This is a genomic window from Paenibacillus sp. GCM10027629 (assembly GCF_042676425.1).
Taxonomy (GTDB): domain Bacteria; phylum Bacillota; class Bacilli; order Paenibacillales; family Paenibacillaceae; genus Paenibacillus_K; species Paenibacillus_K terrigena.
Genome location: NZ_JBHTGZ010000009.1, coordinates 551,349 through 574,190, shown reverse-complemented (window position 1 = coordinate 574,190; position 22,842 = coordinate 551,349). Strand labels below are relative to the sequence as shown.

General features: G+C 42.8%; 35 protein-coding genes and 1 pseudogene. 1 reads left to right on the top strand and 35 read right to left on the bottom strand.

What is annotated here, in order from left to right:
• Positions 1-7: 7 nt before the first annotated feature.
• The 23 genes and pseudogenes from ACFQZR_RS11995 to ACFQZR_RS11885 all read right to left on the bottom strand — a co-directional run bounded on the left by ACFQZR_RS11995 (position 8) and on the right by ACFQZR_RS11885 (position 14,175).
• Positions 8-436, bottom strand: coding sequence for an NUDIX domain-containing protein (locus ACFQZR_RS11995; protein ID WP_379346069.1), 429 nt, complete (start codon positions 434-436; stop codon positions 8-10).
• Between the two features lie 47 nt (positions 437-483).
• Complete coding sequence (locus ACFQZR_RS11990) at positions 484-984, bottom strand: 2,4'-dihydroxyacetophenone dioxygenase family protein (protein ID WP_379346067.1); 501 nt, start codon at positions 982-984, stop codon at positions 484-486.
• Entirely contained in the window at positions 981-1,496 is a 516-nt protein-coding gene (locus tag ACFQZR_RS11985) for a GNAT family N-acetyltransferase (RefSeq protein ID WP_379346065.1), read from the bottom strand. The genes ACFQZR_RS11990 and ACFQZR_RS11985 overlap by 4 nt, the downstream gene beginning before the upstream one ends.
• A gap of 17 nt (positions 1,497-1,513) precedes the next feature.
• On the bottom strand, positions 1,514-1,927 hold the full coding sequence (locus ACFQZR_RS11980; RefSeq protein WP_379346063.1) for a GNAT family N-acetyltransferase: 414 nt from the start codon (positions 1,925-1,927) through the stop codon (positions 1,514-1,516).
• A gap of 69 nt (positions 1,928-1,996) precedes the next feature.
• Positions 1,997-2,896: an aminoglycoside phosphotransferase family protein gene (locus ACFQZR_RS11975; protein WP_379346061.1), complete on the bottom strand. Its 900-nt coding sequence runs from the start codon at positions 2,894-2,896 to the stop codon at positions 1,997-1,999.
• Complete coding sequence (locus tag ACFQZR_RS11970) at positions 2,897-3,403, bottom strand: GNAT family N-acetyltransferase (RefSeq protein WP_379346059.1); 507 nt, start codon at positions 3,401-3,403, stop codon at positions 2,897-2,899.
• A gap of 23 nt (positions 3,404-3,426) precedes the next feature.
• Positions 3,427-3,975, bottom strand: coding sequence for a cysteine hydrolase family protein (locus ACFQZR_RS11965; RefSeq protein ID WP_379346057.1), 549 nt, complete (start codon positions 3,973-3,975; stop codon positions 3,427-3,429).
• A gap of 26 nt (positions 3,976-4,001) precedes the next feature.
• A complete protein-coding gene (locus ACFQZR_RS11960; RefSeq protein ID WP_379346055.1) occupies positions 4,002-4,547 on the bottom strand; it encodes a GNAT family N-acetyltransferase in 546 nt (181 codons plus the stop codon).
• Between the two features lie 28 nt (positions 4,548-4,575).
• Positions 4,576-4,743 (bottom strand): annotated as a pseudogene (locus ACFQZR_RS11955) (NUDIX domain-containing protein); the annotation flags it as partial.
• A 45-nt stretch (positions 4,744-4,788) separates the two neighbouring features.
• A complete protein-coding gene (locus ACFQZR_RS11950; protein WP_379346053.1) occupies positions 4,789-5,319 on the bottom strand; it encodes a YfiT family bacillithiol transferase in 531 nt (176 codons plus the stop codon).
• Positions 5,320-5,323: 4 nt separating this feature from the next.
• Positions 5,324-5,479 (bottom strand): hypothetical protein, encoded by a 156-nt coding sequence (locus tag ACFQZR_RS11945; protein WP_379346051.1) that lies wholly within the window; start codon positions 5,477-5,479, stop codon positions 5,324-5,326.
• A gap of 45 nt (positions 5,480-5,524) precedes the next feature.
• Positions 5,525-6,142, bottom strand: coding sequence for an NUDIX hydrolase (locus tag ACFQZR_RS11940; protein ID WP_379346049.1), 618 nt, complete (start codon positions 6,140-6,142; stop codon positions 5,525-5,527).
• Positions 6,143-6,165: 23 nt separating this feature from the next.
• On the bottom strand, positions 6,166-7,083 hold the full coding sequence (locus tag ACFQZR_RS11935) for an NUDIX hydrolase (RefSeq protein WP_379346047.1): 918 nt from the start codon (positions 7,081-7,083) through the stop codon (positions 6,166-6,168).
• 15 nt (positions 7,084-7,098) lie between these two features.
• On the bottom strand, positions 7,099-7,713 hold the full coding sequence (yqeK, locus tag ACFQZR_RS11930; protein ID WP_379346045.1) for a bis(5'-nucleosyl)-tetraphosphatase (symmetrical) YqeK: 615 nt from the start codon (positions 7,711-7,713) through the stop codon (positions 7,099-7,101).
• 80 nt (positions 7,714-7,793) lie between these two features.
• Positions 7,794-8,381: an O-methyltransferase gene (locus tag ACFQZR_RS11925; RefSeq protein WP_379346043.1), complete on the bottom strand. Its 588-nt coding sequence runs from the start codon at positions 8,379-8,381 to the stop codon at positions 7,794-7,796.
• Between the two features lie 17 nt (positions 8,382-8,398).
• Positions 8,399-9,232 (bottom strand): P-loop NTPase family protein, encoded by an 834-nt coding sequence (locus ACFQZR_RS11920; RefSeq protein WP_379346041.1) that lies wholly within the window; start codon positions 9,230-9,232, stop codon positions 8,399-8,401.
• Positions 9,229-9,750 (bottom strand): DNA topology modulation protein, encoded by a 522-nt coding sequence (locus ACFQZR_RS11915; RefSeq protein ID WP_379346039.1) that lies wholly within the window; start codon positions 9,748-9,750, stop codon positions 9,229-9,231. The genes ACFQZR_RS11920 and ACFQZR_RS11915 overlap by 4 nt, the downstream gene beginning before the upstream one ends.
• 112 nt (positions 9,751-9,862) lie before the next feature.
• Positions 9,863-10,255, bottom strand: a complete 393-nt coding sequence (locus ACFQZR_RS11910; protein ID WP_379346037.1) for a hypothetical protein — start codon at positions 10,253-10,255, stop codon at positions 9,863-9,865.
• Positions 10,256-10,280: 25 nt separating this feature from the next.
• Positions 10,281-10,514: a hypothetical protein gene (locus ACFQZR_RS11905; RefSeq protein ID WP_379348805.1), complete on the bottom strand. Its 234-nt coding sequence runs from the start codon at positions 10,512-10,514 to the stop codon at positions 10,281-10,283.
• 309 nt (positions 10,515-10,823) lie between these two features.
• Positions 10,824-11,801, bottom strand: a complete 978-nt coding sequence (locus ACFQZR_RS11900; protein ID WP_379346035.1) for a GNAT family N-acetyltransferase — start codon at positions 11,799-11,801, stop codon at positions 10,824-10,826.
• An 18-nt stretch (positions 11,802-11,819) separates the two neighbouring features.
• Complete coding sequence (locus ACFQZR_RS11895) at positions 11,820-12,869, bottom strand: phosphotransferase enzyme family protein (protein ID WP_379346033.1); 1,050 nt, start codon at positions 12,867-12,869, stop codon at positions 11,820-11,822.
• A 140-nt stretch (positions 12,870-13,009) separates the two neighbouring features.
• The gene (locus ACFQZR_RS11890) at positions 13,010-13,276 is read right to left on the bottom strand and encodes a CD3324 family protein (protein ID WP_018757228.1); all 267 of its coding nucleotides are present in this window, start codon (positions 13,274-13,276) and stop codon (positions 13,010-13,012) included.
• A 293-nt stretch (positions 13,277-13,569) separates the two neighbouring features.
• On the bottom strand, positions 13,570-14,175 hold the full coding sequence (locus tag ACFQZR_RS11885) for a class I SAM-dependent methyltransferase (RefSeq protein WP_379346031.1): 606 nt from the start codon (positions 14,173-14,175) through the stop codon (positions 13,570-13,572).
• Positions 14,176-14,343: 168 nt separating this feature from the next.
• Here ACFQZR_RS11885 and ACFQZR_RS11880 point away from each other — a divergent pair, with 168 nt between their 5' ends.
• Entirely contained in the window at positions 14,344-15,120 is a 777-nt protein-coding gene (locus ACFQZR_RS11880) for a sporulation protein (protein ID WP_379346029.1), read from the top strand.
• Between the two features lie 81 nt (positions 15,121-15,201).
• Here ACFQZR_RS11880 and ACFQZR_RS11875 read toward each other — a convergent pair whose 3' ends face one another.
• From ACFQZR_RS11875 to ACFQZR_RS11820, 12 genes are all read right to left on the bottom strand, one after another.
• Positions 15,202-15,816 (bottom strand): dienelactone hydrolase family protein, encoded by a 615-nt coding sequence (locus ACFQZR_RS11875; RefSeq protein ID WP_379346027.1) that lies wholly within the window; start codon positions 15,814-15,816, stop codon positions 15,202-15,204.
• A gap of 77 nt (positions 15,817-15,893) precedes the next feature.
• A complete protein-coding gene (locus ACFQZR_RS11870) occupies positions 15,894-16,343 on the bottom strand; it encodes an NUDIX hydrolase (protein WP_379346025.1) in 450 nt (149 codons plus the stop codon).
• Complete coding sequence (locus ACFQZR_RS11865; protein ID WP_379346023.1) at positions 16,309-16,812, bottom strand: hypothetical protein; 504 nt, start codon at positions 16,810-16,812, stop codon at positions 16,309-16,311. The genes ACFQZR_RS11870 and ACFQZR_RS11865 overlap by 35 nt, the downstream gene beginning before the upstream one ends.
• Positions 16,809-17,357: a GNAT family N-acetyltransferase gene (locus ACFQZR_RS11860; protein WP_379346021.1), complete on the bottom strand. Its 549-nt coding sequence runs from the start codon at positions 17,355-17,357 to the stop codon at positions 16,809-16,811. The genes ACFQZR_RS11865 and ACFQZR_RS11860 overlap by 4 nt, the downstream gene beginning before the upstream one ends.
• Before the next feature lie 25 nt (positions 17,358-17,382).
• Positions 17,383-17,814: an 8-oxo-dGTP diphosphatase gene (locus ACFQZR_RS11855; RefSeq protein WP_379346019.1), complete on the bottom strand. Its 432-nt coding sequence runs from the start codon at positions 17,812-17,814 to the stop codon at positions 17,383-17,385.
• Positions 17,815-18,110: 296 nt separating this feature from the next.
• The gene (locus ACFQZR_RS11850) at positions 18,111-18,671 is read right to left on the bottom strand and encodes a YdcF family protein (RefSeq protein ID WP_379346017.1); all 561 of its coding nucleotides are present in this window, start codon (positions 18,669-18,671) and stop codon (positions 18,111-18,113) included.
• Between the two features lie 27 nt (positions 18,672-18,698).
• Positions 18,699-19,286 (bottom strand): GNAT family N-acetyltransferase, encoded by a 588-nt coding sequence (locus ACFQZR_RS11845; protein ID WP_379346015.1) that lies wholly within the window; start codon positions 19,284-19,286, stop codon positions 18,699-18,701.
• On the bottom strand, positions 19,283-20,281 hold the full coding sequence (locus tag ACFQZR_RS11840) for a phosphotransferase enzyme family protein (protein WP_379346013.1): 999 nt from the start codon (positions 20,279-20,281) through the stop codon (positions 19,283-19,285). Before ACFQZR_RS11840 ends, ACFQZR_RS11845 begins: the two co-directional genes overlap by 4 nt.
• Positions 20,282-20,501: 220 nt before the next feature.
• On the bottom strand, positions 20,502-21,077 hold the full coding sequence (locus tag ACFQZR_RS11835; protein WP_379346011.1) for a hypothetical protein: 576 nt from the start codon (positions 21,075-21,077) through the stop codon (positions 20,502-20,504).
• A 130-nt stretch (positions 21,078-21,207) separates the two neighbouring features.
• The gene (locus ACFQZR_RS11830) at positions 21,208-21,720 is read right to left on the bottom strand and encodes a GrpB family protein (RefSeq protein WP_379346009.1); all 513 of its coding nucleotides are present in this window, start codon (positions 21,718-21,720) and stop codon (positions 21,208-21,210) included.
• Positions 21,714-22,370, bottom strand: coding sequence for a P-loop NTPase family protein (locus ACFQZR_RS11825; protein WP_379346007.1), 657 nt, complete (start codon positions 22,368-22,370; stop codon positions 21,714-21,716). The genes ACFQZR_RS11830 and ACFQZR_RS11825 overlap by 7 nt, the downstream gene beginning before the upstream one ends.
• On the bottom strand, positions 22,354-22,695 hold the full coding sequence (locus tag ACFQZR_RS11820) for a P-loop NTPase family protein (protein WP_379346005.1): 342 nt from the start codon (positions 22,693-22,695) through the stop codon (positions 22,354-22,356). Before ACFQZR_RS11820 ends, ACFQZR_RS11825 begins: the two co-directional genes overlap by 17 nt.
• Positions 22,696-22,842 lie beyond the last annotated feature (147 nt).

Here is a 22,842-nt window from a genome sequence, read left to right as displayed (position 1 = left end):
TCCACAACTAATGGATTTCACCCAAATAAACAGGCTGCTCCATATTCGAATGAGATCGCTTTATTCGTGTTCGAAGCTCAGCTGGGAATAATGGCTCATCCTCTACTTGATCCATATCGATCCATTCAACTCCCAGCTGGTTCGGATCCATGTTAGTCATCTGCGACTCACCAATCACATGGCATCGGAACATCATTTCCACACGATGGATGCCTGGTACGAGGAAGCACTCTCGAATGAACATCAACTCCTGAACTTCTACAACAAATCCAGTCTCTTCCATACATTCTCGGATCACCGTGTCATGCATTTTCTCTCCGACTTCTTGTCCACCACCAGGTAGTAGATAATACATTCCATCTTCGTCCTGCAGCTTCGTTACGAGTAATTTATTGTCTTGAATAATGATTGCTTTGACGGAATTTCTGATTATCACGACATGTTACTCCTTGTAGTCCTCTTTTTATAATCCTTGAACAACCTCTAATAGATCAGCTCTTCCCGAATTGAAATCCCATGCTCTGCACAGTAATCTCGATACTTCTTCAGCACCGTATAGACATCGTCTTGGCCAATGATCTGATTTTTCTCATCAAAATATTGCAGTGCCCCGCCAAGAATAAATAACGTCTCTACCTCTTCATCCCCCGTTATTAACGTATGAATATCTCCAGGCGGTTCGAAAATAAATGTACCCGGCGTTGCGATCCAGTCCCGCCCTTCATACCGCCATTGTCCCTTCAGATGATACCCGATGACACTACCTCCGGTATGTCGATGGCGCGTTAATCTTTTGTTTGGTTTGATTCGGAATAAATACGTCCATGTCCCTGTCGACAGATCAAACCTTAACGGCTTGAAATAGCAGTTCATTTCACCTTCATCAAAAGGCACCCACGGCAAGTCATCCTGATGGATAACTTTCTCCGGCAATTGTAATTGTTCAGCGAGCTGTACGACGGAATCTTTAATAAGCTGTCTCATGCTTCTTCATCCTTTCCCCAACCGAGTGCGACTTCCGTTAGTAACTCTTCCCCGATTTTGATTTCTTTGCTTGCTATCACATGTCCACCGAGTTTCTTATAGAAATGAAGTGATGTATTATCTTCGAGTACCCAGACCATGAATGATGAATAATCCCACTGTTTGAGCGTATCTACGAAAGTATCGAAGAGCTGTCTGCCATACCCAAGCCCTTGAACTTCTTGTAACAAATAAATGGTATAGAGTTCAGCATCATACCCTAATTCAGGTTGTCTGCTCTTCCCACCGTGAAAGAATCCATTGATCATCCCATCTTCATCTTCCAGCACATAAATCACGCTATCGGATTGACCCCGTTCAAAAATTTGAGCCCATTTCTTGATGCGTCCTTCCATGGTCAGGTTAGATAGTACCGACTCTGCGATGATTCCCTGATACGTGGACCGCCAGCTCTCCACATGAACACGAGCTATCCCTTCGATATCCTTTTCAGTGGCAAATCGGATACGCATCTTTGCTTCCCTCACCTTCAAATTTGAGGCCGTCGGACCATAAATCGATTGTCATCCTTTACAAATCCATATTGCTCATAAAGTCCATGTGCATCCGCCGTCCCCAGAAATCCAGATAAGCCTTGTAATTCCTCGCTATGAATGATCGTGTCAATGAACTTCTTGCCAATGCCTTGCCCTCTAAACTCGGAATCGATCACCACGTCACACAGCCAATAGGTTGTTGCCCAATCTGTAATGACACGCGCGAAACCAATCTGCCGATTCCCTTGATACACGCCATAACATAACGAATGTTCGATTGATTTGCGCACCTTGTCTACGGGTCTTTTGTCAGCCCAATATGTCGTCGATAGCAACTGATAGATCTTATCAAAATCTAATTTCAATCGATCCGTGCTGATCAGAAAATCACCAAATACCACGTTCATAAGATCTTCCCCTAACGCTGCTTATTTCTTTGCATTGTTGAATCTAAATATCAACTTCGGTGCCAATGATTATCTGAACAATACTGGCTGCGCGAGCCATTGATCCAAATCTACAGAACCTTGTACGCCAAGTAATCGATACCAATATCTATAGACTCTTCGCACTTTGTCTAATTCAGGAGGCACTAGAATCGTCGTATAACCTTGAATAAAGGCATCCGCTGCACTGCGATCCAAAATATACTCGAGTCCAATAAAATCAAACTCCCTCGGTGCAACGACATAAGCCTCAACATCTACGATCGCCGAGAGTCTCCCGTTATCCATCAAAAATTGAGAGGGGTCCATATCAACTAGCACGGGGCAAAAATGTACTGGTAAAGGGAGTTCCTGTAACTCGGACAAGATAGATTCTAAGCGCTGTTGAATAGGGGATGTTGTCACGTGCTCCCTCTCCACAATCATCGTCATGGCCTGAGATAGATGATGATGAAAATCAACCTTTTCCCCGACCTTCGTTCTCGCAAGATTTCCATAGAAATCATAGGTATTGGCATGCACTTTGGCCAGCCACACACCTAATTGATAGAGCAGTTCTCTCGATTGACTCTCAAAAGACTGAAGCCCATTCCCTTTCATTTTCTCCACCACGAGGTAATCTCGTCCATCTATCTTGTCTGAGGAAATGATTTGTGGTGCCGGGACTTCTGGAATGGGATGAAGAACTTTCAGGTTTTCCTCAAAATATAACATCGCACGAGGATCAATCCCAAAAACATGCTTGCAGCCCCACCAAAACTCCCGATCCGGCTCAGCTTGCAACCGAGAAGAACGCACAACGACCTCTTGAGATTCCGTTCGAACCAACCATACGTCACTCGCATGATCTGAATAGCCCGGATCAAGGGTGCGGACCTTCTCAATTGGTTCATGGAACAAGCGTTGTAGATTTTCTATAGTAGCTTTCATTTACCGCAATTCCTTCGTTAAAAATAGAGCAATATCATCGTCAATCTGAACATGATCTCCGTACCCGATATACTTTTCCCCGTTATGTATGCCTTTCCCATCTGGAATATAACCGCGCTTCGCATACAAAATCTGAGCATTCCCGTAATCGGAGAATAGGCCCACACCTATTCCTGCTACCGCTGATCTCTCCTTGATAACGGCTTCTGCTTGATCCATTAGGATCGAACCAATGCCTTGACGGCGATATCGGATGAGGACATTAAAATCATTAATCTCAGGAATCCCCTGTGATCGAAAAGATGGATAAGTCGAATGCCACAGCACATTCAGGTATCCCGCAAAAACACCGTCCACCTCAGCGATGATCGTAACGCGTTCGCCCTTCTGATGCTCCTGGGCGTATCGTTCATACAAGCTTTGCGGCTTGTCCCAACCCTGTTCTGCGAATGCACTAGAGATGATCACCGGATCGCCCTCATGTATGGTTCGGCACTGAATGTTCATCGAAATCCCTACTTTCCTGATCGTTATCTTGCTTCAATATTTCCGAAAGTGACCTCATCCGCATTCTTCAAGCTCGCGAACCATTGCAATACATTGTTATGATGTTGAATAATCTGGTCCGCCGTAAGATCGTTAGAATCCCATGTACTGTGCGTGTCCTTAACTAACGTAACTTGATAACCCTGGCTGCGAGCTGCTCTACATGTCGTGTCTACGCATATTTCGGTCTGAATCCCCGCGAGGATAACTTCGCTAATGTCCCGCTGTACCAGTTCTTGTCTTAGCTTCGTCTCATAGAAGGAGTCCGGTGTTTTTTTGTGAATAATTACATCTGTCTCTTGCGGCGAAATAGACGGGTGAATCAACCACCCCTGCGAACCACGTTCAAGCGGTGTACCATCCCTTTCCTCATGCTGGACATAGAAAATTGGTATGTGATTAGAGCGAGCCTTGGTGATCAAGCCCTGAATCTTGTGAAGCAATGCTTCACCCTGATAGACTGGGTCCGATGGATCGAACATTGCATTCTGGACATCAATGATAATTAATGCTTGCTGATTCGATGTGCTCATAGTTCACCTCTTCGTAAAGATGATTGTTATATTCGTTCAACGTACTCTTTCCGCAAAATACTCATATTAATCGCGTCCACGTACCGACCATTTACGAAACATTTTTCTCGTAATCGACCTTCTTCTTTAAATCCACATTTCACATAACATTTGTACGCCCGCTCATTGAAATCATGCAGTTCTAACTGAATACGATTCAAATTCATGCGATGAAATACGAAATCCTGTACGAGGCGAATGGCCTCTGCACCAAACCCACGACCTAAATAATCTTTCATCCCGATGACGATTCCCAGTTCGCAAGATCGGTTCTTCCAATCGATACGAAATAAATCAATTTGCCCGATATAGTCTTCTGTATCTTTCAGCGCGATGACAAATCCCTTCTGATCTGTCTTCCCCTCTAAAATGCTGTTCAAATATTGCTCCGATGCATTCATCGTATGGGGATATAAGAAAATATCCGACAAGTTGTCTACGATCTCCGGATCATTACACCATTGCCGTATACAATGAATATCTTCCTGACGATACTCTCTTAGTAGGATGCGATCTCCGATAAGTCTAGGCATGGGTACACTCCCCTTTCGGGATCGAACTCACTTGGTTGACTTCAACGTAGCTTTTTACCCGAACTTCACGGATCGCACCGTCAACGATACTCTCTGGAAAATCCACCTTTCCCCCCGGTGCGATATATCCTGGGAAACCTTTTTGATCCGGTCGATTGATAAGGAGGACCTTCGAGCCATCCTGTACCATACACATCGTATATATTTTATGCGTTAATGCATCTGCCAATGGAATCACTTCCTAGCTGTATTTGTCTATCAATGATTCGATCTGTGCCATATGATGGCGGTTATGCCATACAAATCGTTGGAGCGCTATATTCAACGTGATACTTCCTAACACTGCAGTCCGCAGCTTCTTATGAAAGTCCACAGGCCCCATTCCACGCAAAAGGATGTAAAAACGCCGATGAAGCAGCTCAAGCAAGAATATTGAATCTTCGATAGGAATCTGCTGATAATCATGAAGCTCCGCCCACAGATCTTCTCGATATGTGTTCGACATCGGTTCATCTTCCGTCAATGCCCGCTTGAATCGAAGGTAGGCGTTCATATCATTATCTGTGAGATGGTGAATGATTTGCCGAATGGTCCAGCCTTCATAGGATGTGTCTAATTGAATTGGACTGAGATCCTGTGTTATTGCTCTCAATCGATGACTCATTTCGGGGATCTGATGGATCAGATTGTTACGATCTTCATCCGTTATATTTATTGTTGGTTCGAACTGACCGATGGGAAACCGTATAGGGTCTAGCATTCTATTTTCCATACGCCTATGTATTCCGTATTGGTCGGTCTGTAATATATTTATCTAGTGCTTTGATCCCTCGACGAGCAAGCTTGATTAGAAGCACCAGCAGATAAATAGATACACCAATGATTATGATCCATAATAGTTGGATGATGGCTAATCCCCACGAAAAACTCATTGCTCATCCCTCATTCCCTTTGGATAATCTCACTCACCAAACCTTCTAGTCACAAAATACGTCAAGCCCAGGGTTGCGAAGGTAGTTAAATAACATTTTCACTTGCTCTTCCGTATTCCTTTCCGTTGACAGCTCAGGTAGATTCTCCTCGTCGAAAAATGCGACCTGCATCGTCTCCATCCCCTCTTTGGCCACACCGCCAATGATGTTGCATAGAATAAAGAACTTATAGACGTGGAACGGTGAAGGTGGGTGATTATGAAATTTCTTATCGATCACGCCTAGGAGACGAACCGCTTCAACCTCAAATCCTGACTCTTCCCATACTTCTTTGACAACGACCTCTTTCGGTGATAGACCAATGTCTCCCCAACCCCCAGGCAATGCCCATGCACCATCCAGACGTTCTTTGACCAAGAGAATCTTATTCTCTCTAAAAACAACACCACGTACGTCCACTTTCGGCGTTGCATACCCAGTCTCATTGGCAAAAAGCGCCCGAATCTGTTCAGACTCCACATCAGCGTACTCTCGCATAATCTCGATACTTAGATCTCTCAATTGTTGAAATCGTTCTAGATCGTAGATGTCCTTGGAATATGCTAGACCGTTCTGACTAATGGCTTGGATCTGCTTCGCCCACTCTAACCATTTTAATTGCATGTTAATAACCTCCTCATATACTCTTATGTTGATACGACGAATCGATTCCGTGTCTCGATAGCGTTTTTCAGCGCTTGGGTATCTCGCTCTACTCCTTTTGGTGTCCTGCTTAGCTGGATCCTCTCGAATGCTTCGCTTGGGTCACACCACGCAACAGCCTGTGTCTCGAAGTCATAATTCGTTATTACACCTGTCGGTTTCATCAAAAAATACTTTGTCGTGCATGTATCCGACACATACTCTCCTGGAATCTGAGCGATGATAGTGCACTCGTACCCTGTCTCTTCTAACACTTCCCGCAGGGCAATTTCTTCAGGCATTCGATCACTTGGATCAGCCCCACCTTTGGCAAAAGTCCAGATATATCCGCCCCAATGGCCACTAGGACTTCTCATAAGAACTTGACCATCAACATTAAAGACAATGCCACCATAGGCATAATAATGCATTTGCACTTCTTCGATAAATGCAAGATCCCTCGCAACAATAAAATCACCGATCAAATGATTGGGTTTGTTCGCTTTCAATCGTCGTGCAGCTTCCTCGATTGTGACCCAAACCAGCTTAAATCCTAGATTCTTCTCTAGTTCTGTAAAAGAAGGCTGCTCCATCTCACCCTGAACTTGCGTGACATAGCCATAAGAGAGTTGAAGCTGTTGAATATGATCTCGGTATTCAATCGTGCATCCCAGTTCTTGCAAGATTTCAATCTGAACGCCAACTTCTTCGAGCACCTCGCGTCGAAGCGCTTCCTCATTGCTCTCTCCCGCTTCGATTCCTCCACCAGGGAGCTTATAATAACCGTCCGATGACACATGCATGAGCGCCATTTCCTTGGCATCGTTCCATACGATGGCTCTTGCAGCTTTGCGAATGCGGTACGGCATTTCTGTATCTGGTGATTTCGCACCCTGTTGATAGATTTCTTTAATTAGTTTCATCGGTTCTCCTTGCACCTACTTTCTCAGCAGCTCTTCCCTCGCCTCGATCAACCAAGGGTGGACAAGTTTCAGCTTATGCCTTTGCTCCCAAATCTGATTGAGATAGATCAGTATCGCTTGATCGATTTCGAGTGCATCCACATGGCGTCTCATCTCTTGTAAATGCAGGTGTTCCCCAGGTAGATTCCATGAAATTTTATCGGAGACAAATAATACTTTGGCAATAAGGCTCGCATTCGCCTGATGTGTTGTATGGCTCTCGATGGCATCCAATATGTCCTGATCTGTAATGCCAAAAATCTCACGCGCCATACAGCTGGATAGCTTCTGGTGTACACTTCGATTGTATTTCCGTTCTTCATCGAGAATTTCAATGTCCAGCGCTTCAGCTGCATCTAACATCGTAGAAATCGGAATAACGTTGCTAATATCATGAAGCAGTGCGGCTTGAACAACCTGCTCTGGATCTAATCCATATAGCCCAGCAATGCGCTCAGCTTCTCTCGCGACCTGCAAAGTATGCTCTAACGTTCTGAGGTCATCGTTCATCTGAAAAAAGTACGTGATATCTTTCGTCAAGTCACCCGTTTGATTAAATCCTTCGATAAAAGGCAGCAATACAAATTTCATAAGTACACTCCTTTAAAAATATTTTCTGCTATTTCTTCTACAATCTGATCCCTATGTGCGCGGCCGTCCCGTCAACAAGATCATGCAGTTCTCCTCGTCATCAGGATTAATCCGGTGGACCAGTTCAATTTGCTCATGAAGAAATCTTCTCTCGTCTCCAAATAAGCGATAAGCGCCTCCACCTTGGAACCATGACCTTCTGGCCAATTGGGCTGTGGATTCAGATCGTCAATGATATACAATCCCCCAGGAGCCACCATGTTCAGCGCTTCTTCGATCAGATAGAATTTTCCAGGCCATGTATCTGCGAAAATTACATCGTATAGCTCATTCGCATGCTTTTCGATAAAATGTCCACCATCCTCTGTCACAAAGGTTGCCCGCGGATCATCTCCTAAAATCTCTCTCGCAATGGCTGCACAAACTTCATCCATCTCAACAGTGGTTAAACGACTCTCTTGATCCATCCCTTCCAGAATCCATGCGGTCGAAAAACCCACACCAGTACCCAATTCAAGAATATTGGCACGTGTGTAGGACGCTACAATCATCCGAAGGAAACTTCCCGTTAGTTCATCACATGAGGCTATAAAGCCGATTTCTGATGCCTTCTGAACAAGAATTGAAGTTGAAGCAGGAAAGTGGATATTGTTGTGATCTTCCATCATGATCCCTCCGTGTTTTATTAGATAAATTTACTTATTTTCTGTAAGACGTCATCCCAATTACGTGCCGAATTATTAATGACCAATTTATATAGATCAAGTTGATCAATGATGTCTAACTCATAGCGTTTACGCTTCTGCAGCACTTCACATAGCCCGGTTAGCCCTTGATACCCATTAGATTTTCCATACCCCTGTTCTGTGAAATACCAAATGAAGTATTCCAGCCATTCCTTCGATCGTTCTTGGATCACTTGATCTAATGAAGCTCTAATATCATCCTGATAGAAGTAAATTAACTTCGGACTTAACGGCTGAATAATAGCCACTAATCTTTTGATAAACTCACTTATTACGGATATGGAACAATTATGCCGACCGAACATCATTGTCATTGGATTCTGAAGAAAACAGCATTCTAAGATAACGATCTCCTTGGACTGCTCGGCATAACTAACGAATTCTTGCCATCTACGTGCTATCAACTCTTGATATGTATCAACGGATAATTCATATACATCAAATCTGCGCAATTCATCCATGGCATCCTGATCCACATCGAGAGGATGTTGTTCTTGAAACTTTCCATAGTAGATTAGATGATATGCATCGACAACTTGCATAAAGGGAGCTATCGCTTCCATAAACAAAGGGTGCTTCCTTTGAAGGTTTCCTAACTCACTTGCGTCCAGACATGCCACTGATTCATAATCAGCCGGGTGATTCAAATCTCCCTCTAGATATAGACGATTCGAAATCTGGTCCATATCCAGCTTGTCCTTGATATATTGAGCAGTAGATGTTTTCCCTGATCCGGGTATACCTTCGACTATAATGAGTTTTGTTGGGTTCATGTGCACAACTCCTTCTGAAGCTGCTCTATCAGCTCTCTCACATCTCTTCGATTCTTCAATACAAATATACGTTTACTGGAATCCAGTCCTTCAAGCCGTTGCAGCACCTGTTGTCTTGTCTGCTTGTTATAGTTCCAGACCCAGCGAATGAAAGATCCATCTAGTTTTTCCGGGCAATCTTCGTTCAGGTCAGGTCTAGTTCTCCCCTGGTACTGGATGCGTCGTTTGATAATCCGGTATATACATAAGTATCTTGGCATATCTAGAAAAATGACTGCATCGGCATGCTGCAGCCTCAGATCTAATGTACCGATGTAATTTCCATCCAAAATCCATTGGTCTTGCTCCGTAGCATCTACAAGAAATTGCCCCCACTCATCCTTGGGCGTAGGTACCCAATTCGGCTTCCAATAATACCGATCCAAATGGATGACAGGCAACGATAAGATGCCCCCTAATTGTTGCGACAGTGTTGATTTCCCCGATCCAGGGCAACCAATGATGAGTATTCGATTCACAATGATCAACCTTCCCTTAATAAACAAAACCCGTCCAAGCTCATCTTGAATGATTCTTCTGAACAGAAGAAGGCTCCATTGTTGATGCAAGGCGAGTTTTCAACTTTTCTAACTAAGCTGAGCCAATAAAATAAGTAATCCCAAAGCTAATTAACCCCGAGATAATCAATGCGAACGGCACGCTTCGGAATCTCATCACTCTATTTTCTAATGTATACATATATGGTCCTTGGCGCTTAATCTCTTGCATTTCCCGCTCTAGCTCTATTGTCGAATGGATCGAGTTATACGCACCCCCAGGCACAACCATTCGATTACCAAAGGACCGTCCCTGCATCGATCCATAAATACCAATCAGCAATACGATTAATCCGATTGCAAAGGTCACGGTCGAATATACGAATTCATAATAATAACTAATTCCATACGAGACTAGAAAAATCAATCCAACCGTAAGAAAAATAAAGAACACATAACGATTCCATCCCTTGCGAACGAACTTCATCAACTCACCTCGGCAAACGTATTTATTATTTATTGTCCTTCTCATTCCCGCGTTTAAAATTCCCCGTAACTTTCGCCATGATTAACTGGGCTTCCTTGAAATCCGTATTCGCGATTCTCGCCATAAACTTCTCGCTATGCTTCCCGGATAGAATCGTCACTTGCTTACCCATCCAATAGATAAACACTTTGTTATCCTTCATCTGTTTGTAAGTGAATATTTCTTCATCCAGCCTGTTTCGTTTGTCAATATTACTGATATTGAACACTTCCTCTTCGCATTACGTGATAACAAATAAACCCACATGTTATGTGGGATACCCCTAAATTAACATATTGTTCACCATAAGGATAATTATAACATATGGTTAAAAACCGCAACTACGGGAACAAACCCTAAATTTCCTTTAAGCGTTTGCTCCTTTTGTCATAGGGGCGTCGACCTCAGAATAAGGTACAATTTTGATGCAAAAAAAAGACCCTTTGCCTTTCATAGGAAAGACATCGAGCCTTTTGATCAAACCATTATCTCTTGCCTAAATACACTCTAGCCTCTATTTTCACCACAGCTACTCCATGTTTCTCGTCATCATGTAATACCCAGGAACCGGTTGGTATCCAAGGCTTCGATTGATATTCAGCATCGGCGCGTTGAGCGAATCATTATTCGTGCGAATATAACGATAGCCTCGTTTTAACGCTTCACGAATCGATTGTATTTTCAGCGCTCTAGCAATCCCTTGACCTCGATACGCGCTATCTACCCCCGTAAAGCTGTTGTACAGACTCTCCGATTCTGGATGTGCCGTAAGCTGCACGACGCCAACTGGGCGGTCATCATCAAGAACCAATAGTGCCAAAGACCTGTCAAAGTCTTCTTTATCGATCGTCCATTTGCGCCAATCGCTATACCACATGTACTCCCCTTCAAAGCCAGGAATATCTTCGTGCGTCGATCGATACAACTCATATAACCGTTGTTCAAAGGCCTCACCAGGCCGATCGGCTAATGATACCATTTGTAAGGAATCGTTATCGAAACGGGTATGCTCTAATAACTCACTGCTGAAATTAGATAATTCAATACATGATTCGAACAAATGTCGCTCTTGTGTAAAGCCTCGCTTGGCTGCAAATGCCAAGGAACCCGGATCATCATCTCGAAGATCGAAGATCACGCGATTCGCTTGCACCTCCGACGTATACGTCATCAGCACTTCATAGAGCGCACACCCTACACCCTGATTCCGTACACTTGGATCCACAATGATTTGCTCATATAACACACCTGGCGCTGACCACGGCGCACGCCATGCATGTGCATATCCAATCGTTCTCCCCTCGCCGTCTTTCGCAATCCAACGCGGTCGATCATGCCCCGTTAACCGCCCTTCTTCATCACGACTTAGCGAACCGACAGCAGGAATCCGCGCATCCTCCTCTGCTAGATCCTTAGCCGTAACCAATTCCGATGCAATGACATTGATCAATTTCGCTACATCATCATAATCATCAGGAACGACCATTGGTCGAATAATAATATTCATCGATATTCTCCTCTATTTCTATATAATAATCGTCGCATTCGTAGATCCACTCTCGATCTCCACCGGCTTAATCTCTTGAAATAGAAACGGCTCTACTCGCAAAAAATCCCGGATAATCGCTTGCGCATAGGGTTGTTCACCGATTAAATTGCTTATTTCTGTTGGATTGGCAGCATGGTGCGCATAATTCCCGATCATCACCATGACGAAGAAAGTCTCCAAATGCTGAAGATCTTCCTCCGTCAAGCTTCTAACCTGTAGATAGCCTTGCATGAACATGGCTCGATGCTTCGGATATAAGCCAAGGATCGTGCTGGCCACATCATACAGATAATATCCGTAACTACAGCGGCCGAAATCGATCGGAAAAGGCATACCATCATGAAATACGATATTCCCGGTATGCAGGTCTCCATGGATCAGACCATAATTATCGTTATTCTTATTTATATCCGCGAGAGAAGCTAAGATTTGATCCGCAGCAGACCGGTACATCCCCCAAGCTGCATCCGATAGAAACCGATCATGATAGGTCTCTAATCGAGCCACTTCTTCTCTAAAACTCTCTACACCCAATGTTGGTCGAACAAAATGACCTGGAGGGTTGAATTGCACCACAGCATCATGCAGTTTGCCCGCCATGACGCCCATATTGTAGGCATCGCTATCTGTCATCTCACCTGACGGCGATTCCCCTTCCACCCAGCGCATGATGGTGACATAAGGACTTCGATAGCCCTCTTCCGTAGCTACCTCCAAGATACAGGCTCCATCCATGCTCGCCAGCCCCGTGGGTACCGTCATCCCAGCCTCTTGACTCAGGAATTGCAGCAGAATAAGCTCGGAGCGGATTTGCTCCTTCGTGCATCGATCGGCATGAATGCGAAGCAGATACTTTTCTCCTGAAGAAGTTTCTATTTTATACGTAATCGAGTCGGATAATTGAATGAATGTAATGTGTTCCCACGCTAAATGGTATTGTTCCATGGCGGACAGAGCGACTTGTCTTGCCCTTGCTAATAAGGATGACCGTTTCTCATCCGTGTCCATTTGAAAAAAATCTTGCATGTCGTACCCCCGCTTTGAAGTCTGGTATATCTCAACATTATAAATAAGGAAATAACGACAAATATAGGCAGGAAACAGTTCAAACTGTTCTATGCACAAAAAAGCCACATTAGTATGACATCCAATGTGACTTCTATGAACTACTTTTTTGAATATACAATTTTCTTAATGCTGTCATAGGATAGGCAAAACTGGTCTGACAGCTGATCGATCGAGGTACCAACCGAGAACTTCTGACGAATCTCTTCATTTCTACGGCTAAGGTACACCCTGCTCCCCGATTTTTCGCCCCATTTCTTGCGAAGCCCTGCTGGCTTCGGGACATATAACATGCCGCCTGGCACATATTTCTGTAATTCCTTCAGTAAATGATCGGGAAGGACAACATCTGCATTGATATATTTCATATTCGCTCTACTCCTTAAAATTTATATTGCTTTTTAAGGTAGCAAAGTCTATATGACGAACATGACCATGCATTCATGCATCAATGGATGACGGTTATTAATTTACAGCTCCACACAAACAACCGCCGTTGTTCGTAATATAGACTTGCATGGAGCTGAGTATAAATCTGGTTAAACACATATACGAAGCCTCCTTTCTCATGTTGATGGTGAATCAACCATAAATTCCCTTAACTATAACATATTTCTTCCTCTGGAGGATATGATTTCAATAAATTGCTACAGAATCATGATCACTTCTTAGGACGTGCCCATATCAAATGGATCATATCCATCCAATGGTGCTCTTCCCGCTCTACGCTAAGGCCTGCATGCTGCAGCATGCCCATCGTATCTCGGTTCAAGTGACAGCCTACCATTCGCCGGAACATCGGGTTCATGAGGTTCTGCATATGCCGAACCATCGGTTTGGAGCTTACACCATGCTCCATCAGAAGGATCTGCCCATCAGGCTTGCACCACTTATTTAATGAAGCTAGCACGACCAGAGGATTCTCGTAACCGCAAAAAGATAGCGTCGACACGATCGTATCAAATGTATTCGGTTCGAATGATAGAGACTCAACATCTGCACGAATGAACTCTACGTTCAGACGATATTCCGCAGCGCCCCTTTGAGCGGACAACAGCATTTCGTGACTGAAATCCACGGCAGTGACTTCCACACCCTTCGGATAAAATGGGAAATTAGCGCCCGCGCCAACAGAAATCTCTAGTACTTTGCCATAAGCGCAAGATACCAGTGGTTCCCTCCATTTTCTATCCGATACGTTCTTCCTTCTGCGATCATACACACGTGCCTGTTTATCAAATTTATGTATAAGCTTGTCTTTGTTCACGATGACACCTCCACGAAGTTAGCAGCTACTATGTCAATGCGATGCTATATCTATTTAGTACACTTCTGGATTCTCCGTTGAATTCCTTCTCTCACAAAATAATGAAACGACTATATTTTCCATGCGTATGTTGTACTATTCTGAGAAGTATAGGGAGGTTCTTATTGAATGTCTTTTTTCAATAAAATGTTAGCTAAAGTCGGCATTGGTGCCGCAGAAGTGGATACATTGCTGGAGGAGGTGTCTTATGTACCGGGTGAGGATGTTCGCGGCGTCGTGCGCGTAACGGGGGGCCAAGTGGATCAAGAGATTGGTCGGATCTACCTGCAATTGATGACTCGTTATGTGCGTGAATCCGGTGATAACAAAGTAACCGAGCACTATAGCCTAGCCAAATTCAATGTGTCCGGTCGCATGACCATCAGAAGCGGTGAGACGTTGGAGCTTCCTTTTTCGTTCCCGCTACCGCTTGAAACGCCAGTTACCTACAACGGCCAACCGGTATGGCTGCATACGGGTTTAGATATTGATGTAGCGCTTGATCCAACCGATAATGACGGCATCGAAGTACGGCCGCATCCGTATATGGATGTGATTATCCAAGCCGTGCAATCGCTCGGGTTCCGGTTCCGCACCTCCTCATGCGAATATCATTCACGACTCGGCCGTGGAGTACCGTTCGTACAAGAGTTCGAGTTCCTGCCAGGTTCATCCTTCGCTAGCCGCGTGAAGGAGCTCGAGCTCATCATGAAAGTCGATCATAACGGCATTGACGTATTGGTCGAAATTGATCGCAAAGCACACGGATTATCGGGCCTGTTCGAACAGGCCCTCGATATGGATGAACGCCTCGTTCGCGTCTACTTCACTGAAGCAGAGCTTGATCAAGGGCCACAAGTCATCGCGCTAGAGCTCGCGGACATTATTCAACAACAAGCCCGATAACATCATGAAAGACAGTCTACCCCTCGTGGGATAGGCTGTCTTTTTTATAAGCCGCTAAAATGATAATTGTCCAATTCGGCTTTATGGTTGATTCGCTCCAACGATAGAAAGCTCCTTGTGAAGAAATTCCTTGGTCACCGCTATACATGTCATAGATTCATCCGATTTATAGGCTGGATGGAACGGATTCATAAATCCATGTTCGCCTTCGATTACCTCGATTGTTGTGTTACTCTTCCCTTGAAGTCTCTCTGCTAACGCCAATACATCAAATGACTTCTCATGGCTCGCAAAGAACAATAAGGCGGGGCATTTCGGCACAATATCCACGTAATTTCGAATTCTTGATCCATAGAATCCGATGATGCCGTCTACACCAATTTCGCTATTCATCCAAGCAAGGGTTGCCCCGACACTAAAGCCCATCAGGAAGATTCGGTCATAACGCTCCCGGTTCGCGAGCACCATTTGCTTCACTTCAGCTGCCGCTTGATCGAACCCAATCTCATTCACAAAATAATGATACGCTTGCTCATCTTGGTCATATGTAAATGCTTGACCATGTAACAGATCGGGGGTAATCACGGCATAACCTTCTTGAACCAACATGTCCCGGTAATAGTGCATATGATCGTTGACCCCATATATTTCGTGTAGGATGATGACGAGTGCGTTTTTTCGAGTTTCTATGTTCATGTCATGTCACTGCTTTCTTAATAAATTTACGATAAACCTTCGTCTTTCGCTTATCACATTACTTGTTCAGATTTCATTTACAATAGGGACATATAGCCTTGCTCAACCAGAATTCTTGCCCTTTGAATAATCTCTACCCGCTCCCCTTTACCTTCTAATTGCATAATCATTTGTATAGCCGTCTCAAAATTCATGATCACACAGCCCGTTTTCTCGAACCCTTCAGGCATTTTTACCATTGTATTGACTTTGGCTAGAAACCATATCGTACAGGTATCTGTACTCTCCCAATACCAACTAGCAAAAGGGATCCTCTCATCAGATAGGACAAGCCTTGCCTCTTCCATGACTTCTCGATCTAACCCTGCTTCTAATGTCTCGTCCGCTTCCAGCCTGCCGCCAATCGTCGTTAAGCCTTGCTCATCCCGATCCCAGACCATGTTCATATTTCCATCCGGTAGTATGGGTACGCAATGAACACCGGCAATTTTCTTATCTATCGGTAATTCCGTGATCCAGCTTAACATGAGTCCCATCCTCTACAATAAGTCTGGTTCGATCGGTGTTGCGCAGTTCCTTGATCGATAAAAAATCGACGTTATTGCGATCCAATGTTATATCGAGCACAACCTTACCCTGATGGATGAATACCAGCTTATGATAGCTCTCGTCTAGCAGTGGAAAATCATCCAACCCTTCGAAAATATATCCAATATAGGTGCGACTATGGGTCCATGTACTTCCAGTCACTTGCTGCATCTGCTCCCGAGATAGGTAGGGGCCAAAGACATGCATACGATCCCATGCGAAATGGGTCACTTCGTCCATGGTGAACGGCTTTTTGCGATTCAAGGCCTCGAATAGATTGTTCCTAAATTCATCCGCATATTGGTCGCTAACGTTCAATTTCGTATAGTTGAGATAACTTCCCGTAAATGGGATCAGAATGGCGAGCAGGATTGCGATAAGAATCCAATGCTCTCGTCTTATGTTCAAGAATCCGACACTCCATCATATTCAATTAACCAACAATCTCTCATCTGACCCTCATGCCACTCATGTTCAGGTAATAGCTTCACTTTCCGGAATCCACACTTCTCATACACGCTTAATGCCCGTATATTCCATGTTTGGGGATCCATGATAATCTTATCCACTCCGACTTTCTGCACTAAATATTCCGCCATTGCTTTCACGAGCTTGGTTCCTATGCCCTTATTCCAATAATCCACTTCACCGATGAATTGATCCATCCCACAAATAAGCTCTTCGCTACTATATCCGTATTCCTCGTAGTTTTGTTCAGATATGCGGTAAAACTGAATATACCCGATATCCACGCCATCGTATTGAATGATACAACACGTTGCATCGTCCTCTTCATTGAAAAAGTGTTCGCGTACCAGTGCAAGATCATAAGGTCTATCTCGGCCCTCATAATATTCTAAAACGCAAGGATCTGACAGCCATTTTAGGAGCAGCAGCGCATCGCTTTCGGCTAGGGTACGTATGATGACACCGTCTTTGTTTAAAATGATCATTCCCTCTTCCCCTTTTGCTCCATATTTACTGTAATTTCAATTCCGTCTGATGATGTTCATTCCAAATCCCGAAGCCTTCTGAGTATTTGTTATCGAGGAACAGAGGTATCCGTTCTTTCAAACCCTCTGATAGCGGAAGGGATGATAATTCATTTTTATCCACCCAGAAGAGACGACCTTCTTCGGTCTCATCTAACAACTGACCGCTGAACACCTCTGTTCGATAGCTAAACACGAGGTACCTATCACCCGTTGCATCGTTGTACCAGTATACAATCCCACATAGCTCAAGGTCAGATATCGTCAACCCCGTCTCTTCTTTTATTTCTCGGATCGTAGAATCGATAATGCTCTCGCCATCTTCGATGTGTCCGCCTGGAAACGCGATGCCTTTCCAAGACTTAATCCGATCTTGAACAAGCACCTTGTCCGTTGTTGGATCATAAATCATGCACATGTTGGTCATTTCTACGCTGGGCAATGAGAACACTTCCTTTCAAAATAATAAAAATCTTAAACTTCTTCGGAATGGTTATTTCGGGTCTGCAGGTATGCCGGAAGATGCTATCGTTATCATAGAAGGGTTCATGCTCATGTCGGTGTTGGGATATTATGCATTTCACATGGAAAATGTGAAGATCCACCCCTGAATTCATGAACGTATGCCTCTGCTATGTCAACAATATTGTCAGCCCTACTTAAACGGTGATCGAGTTCTTTATCGTTTTTGATTGAAGACCTCTATTCGTATCTTTAATCTCGTTCACGGTTAACCCAGTTGGGGATGTGATGCGCAAAATACTGGCCTACCTTTACGAGTTCGTTCATAACATATTTGATCTTCGTTTCCTCAGTAAACCAGTTATCCTTGGTTGTACCTGTTTTATCTGTAACGGGGCTTACATAGAACGTAGCGTCCATCGGAAATTCAGTCTGATAAGTAAGTAAGGCACGTCTTGCATGGTATGATTTACATACTAAGATGACTTTCTTGGGGACTAATCCGTGTTCTTGAATGACCTTCCACGAGAATCTTGCATTTTCAAAGGTATTCGTAGCTCGGTCTTCTCGTAATATCGCATGTTCACCTAATCGCATTCCGACATCTCGTAGGAACTCCCATTCTGTTGAGTTAACGTGAGAGGTTGGTCCTCCAGACGGTAATATATAAGGGGCCATGCCCTGATGATATAGTTCCGTGGCTCTCTCCATGAGTTGAGGATGGCTGCCGCCAGGGATAAGGATAAGATCCGATTGCTCTACACCTGTCTCGAAAAACATGAATTCCGTAATACAATCAAAAGGATAACGCATGTCTGTCGCTCCTTTATATACCTCGAATCAAAACTTTCTTCTCATAAATAGAGCAACCTCTTCATTTCCTGCACCTAAATCGTACATAGACAAATCAATGCCTTCGATTTCAAAGCCACATTGTTTATAAAAATGGATCGCTGGGACATTCGTATTTTGCGTTTCTAAGGTTACCGCTCGAAAGCCGTTTTCTTGCGCCAGTTCAATTACCTTGTTCAGCAGCATGTACCCGTATTTCTGCCTTCTATGATCTTCGTGAACATGCAGATGCCATAACATGAGTGTATTATTCCAAGTCTGCGCTTCTGAGATGGCCAGCGCTGCCAGTTTATTATCGATGTAAAGGCCTAACGAATAGCCTTGTTTAACGAGTTCCTCATATCGGTTAAGATCATCTTCTTCGTTCATTTCTTGTTTAACATAGGGTTCATCAAGATCGATCAGATTCATGTTGATAGAGACTGCGTGCAAAGACTCCTCTTTCTTCACTTCATATTTCTGACTGGAAACATACCCAAAATCGCCTAAAGTAACGACCTCATCCATAGTTAAGTGTACTAATTTTTTAATTTCCATTAAGCTACCTCTATTTCTTTGACCAGATTTTAAAATCATAATCCTAAAAGTCCTTCTACGATGGGAATTCCTTTTTCCAACCTTGCTCTGCTTTCCTGAATATATGTACTTGTCCAATCATCTAAATTGGTTAGGTCAAAACTTCGGTGCATCCCAATATAAACGATTAATTCCCTAAGTCGCAGGAATAAGCCAATGTGTTGAAGCGATTCACTATCCATGGATGTGTGTCGTTCATAGCCTTTAAGAAAATGATGTAGAAATTTCCTAGCCTGATTATTTCTCTCATCAATCGAATCATTAAGCACAACATAGACCATATAGAAAAGTTGAATGGCAATATCCTCGACATACCAGCTGTACTGACATTCATCGAAATCGAAAAGCGTGATTTTATTGTGATCGAGCATGAAATTCGCGACATTGATATCGCCATGAATAAGACCATAACGAGCCTCTTTATTCAAAAGATTGATCTGATTCGTTAGCTGATCAAAGCCTTTGAGAACTTCGTGCTGATGTGAGGGAATGAACTTCTTCATATGCGTTAAATAGTAATTATCTGTCCAATGATGACGCGTGATTGACTTGCTAATAGGTACGTACATTTTAGATAATTCATGTATTTGCCCCGTCATCTCTCCACACAGCTCTGACAATGAATCATTATTCATACATTCCGGATAGAAGATCTTCTTACCAAGTGCTTTCTCGAATGAAGTGATGATAAAATAGGAATCTTCCAGTTCAATAACCTCTACGAGTCGATCATGCTGTGAAGTGATGGGTTTGCTGACTGACACGCCATGATTATACAGATATTGAATCCATTCGAGCTCTCCTCGTACTTGATCTGCATTCCTATGGGAGCTATGCGTCATTCTAAAGATGTAATTCTTGCCGTTCTTCTCATATTCATAGACAAAGTTTTGAAACCCACCGATCACCTGTAAATCAGATAGACGTAATCCAAAAGTAATCGCCGCTTGATCAAGCAGTCTGTCATTCATCAGCTCTTTGACTTGTTGTTCCATAGCATTCACCTCTTCTTATGCTAAATCTCCATGTTAGTTTTTATTACCAACGGCAATCCATCGTTAGTCTACTTCTTCAAACACAGCATAGATTCTCGAAAATAATTGCTAATATTATCTTGTATGTTAAATAAACCCAAGTCAAGAGGTTACCAATTTTAGCGGCATATGAAAAAGGAATCTGCGTCGCGCAGATCCCCCATGCGAAAAATATAACGATCTAATCCATCTGAAAATACGTTCGAATTAATTGATGATTCCACACTTGCGCTTCAATGTATGGAATGGTACCCACCGGCAATTCTTTCTCTAACTTGTCATTCATTTCGGGATGGAATAATATTTTAGCCTCACTAAGTGTGAATATGTGCCCATGATACTCAGGACGATAATATTGCTGCGGCTTATCTTTGTTATAACTGAACGAAACCATACTATCCGGGACCGTAAACGTAATATCATCTTCACTAAAAATCGATAGCGGTATTTGTACGGAATTGATTGCATGACCATATTCGAATGAACGCGTATCTAGCCAAGAAGAATGGCCCAGCACCATGTAAATTGGAAACCGTTCTGGAGGTTTACCGCCTTTTTGAATGAAACTGTTCCATAACCATACTTCTGTCTGAGCTCTGTTCTCCAAATATTCCATCGGATGATTAAACCTCTCAAACATAGGCGAATTATCTCGAAGTTCTCCCATAATTTTGAGCGCCTCCGCCTCAGATAATGCGGACAAACTTTGAAAAGGCACTGAATTTTGTTTATAGTAGTGCGTCACGTATTCAAACATCTATCGATCCCCCTTCGCACCTGAATTTGCATAAGAACCACCTTAGCTTCTTATTTACCATTAATTCAAGCCTATTGTACCTGCTATCATTAAATCATCCCTGTCCCCATACTTTATTTTGCTTGTCTACTTATCGTCTTGCTTTCAGAATAATGTTTTTTATAAACTCCGTCTTTGCATCTGCATAAGCGTGCTTATCAGTGCTATATATTTTCGAAAGCCTTTCCTTAAGCTCTTGATATTCTTGTCTAGATTCCTCATTACAGTTCAAATAATCTCTAAATAAAAGCTGTTCTTTTAGATATCGATTATTCTTCGCATACATATGGATTTGATGTGTCCGTGGTTCTCCTTTATTAAAGTAATGTCTTTCTGGCAGTAGATTTGTACCATGATATCGATAACCAAGTTCTTCTAGACCAGAAACACATAACAAACCATCATCAAAATGATCTAATTCTACCGCAATATCAATAATGGGTTTAGCACTGAGGTCACGTATCGAGGTACTTCCTATGTGATGTATCGTTACTTTGAATTTATTCAATTTTGTATTTATTCTTTGACTCTCTTGTTCGTATTCAAGTATCCATTCTTCATTCCAAGGGACGATAAATACTTGCCCTTTTGGTAGACCTAGCATGTGGTGGAATCTCCCCCTTTACTAAACACCTTCTCTACACTTCCATCGAATAATCTTGGCCCTTCCATATGAATCTCCGTAGAACTAAAAGTCACTTTTATAGGTAATGATTCGACTTCAAATTGATTCTTCATTCTTGGTAAAAGTCTGCTATTAGGCCAAATTTGTTGTATTCCATTCATATACAGCTCATTATTCATTCGATATACTTCACATATCATCTCACCGCATTTATAAATCCCCGTATAAGAATCCATATCTTCAGTACGAATTACTACTTCTTTAGACATTGATATCTCTAAGAATTCCATGATTTCTAGTAGGTATTTATCCCAATCCCCTTCAGAATTCTCAATTGAAAGCTTCCGCATTCGTGTTTTTTCAATGATGCTATTCGTGAAATGACGATAATCTTTCCAGAATGAAACCATTCCGTCAAATCCCACTAATTTTCTTGCAATGCCATATTTAGATTCACTTGCATTTTGGATAAATCGCTCTGTAGTCGTATTTCCTCTCTTTTCACATATTTTTTTTAGTGAGTTATGCACGTCACGTTGATGGAAGTAAATCAAAGTTGGTTTCCATGGACTAATAATACGCTCAACTTCAACCAAATATTTTTCAATCTCTTTAACTGGTACGTCCATTGGAAATAAGGTCCAAGTTAAATACCCTAAAAGTACTATCTATGAGGATTACTTGATCTATTCTCATTAAAGAGTCGGAGAATCTCCTCCATTGTTCTAAAGCGTTATTCACTACTTTTTGATAATCTCCATTAGCAAGATCATTTATGACCTCTTTCATAGATTCATCATCGTTAAACATATATACAGGATGTCCTTCTTCTTCCTCATACCACCACTTGTTCGCAATTCCGCCGTCTGAAAGGCATTGGGATATGAATTGAGCAGTCGTTGACTTTCCTGATCCAGGCAAACCTTCGACAAGAATTATTTTAGAATCTATCATACGATCATTCCTAATCTATTTGGGGTTTTGGATATTCCTGGGGTTTCGCTAACATTTATTTATTTGCGAATCAAATTCTTCAAGTTCAACCGTGTATTATATTATTGAACATTAATTCAATTCTGTTTTGATACATGTTTTCCAGTA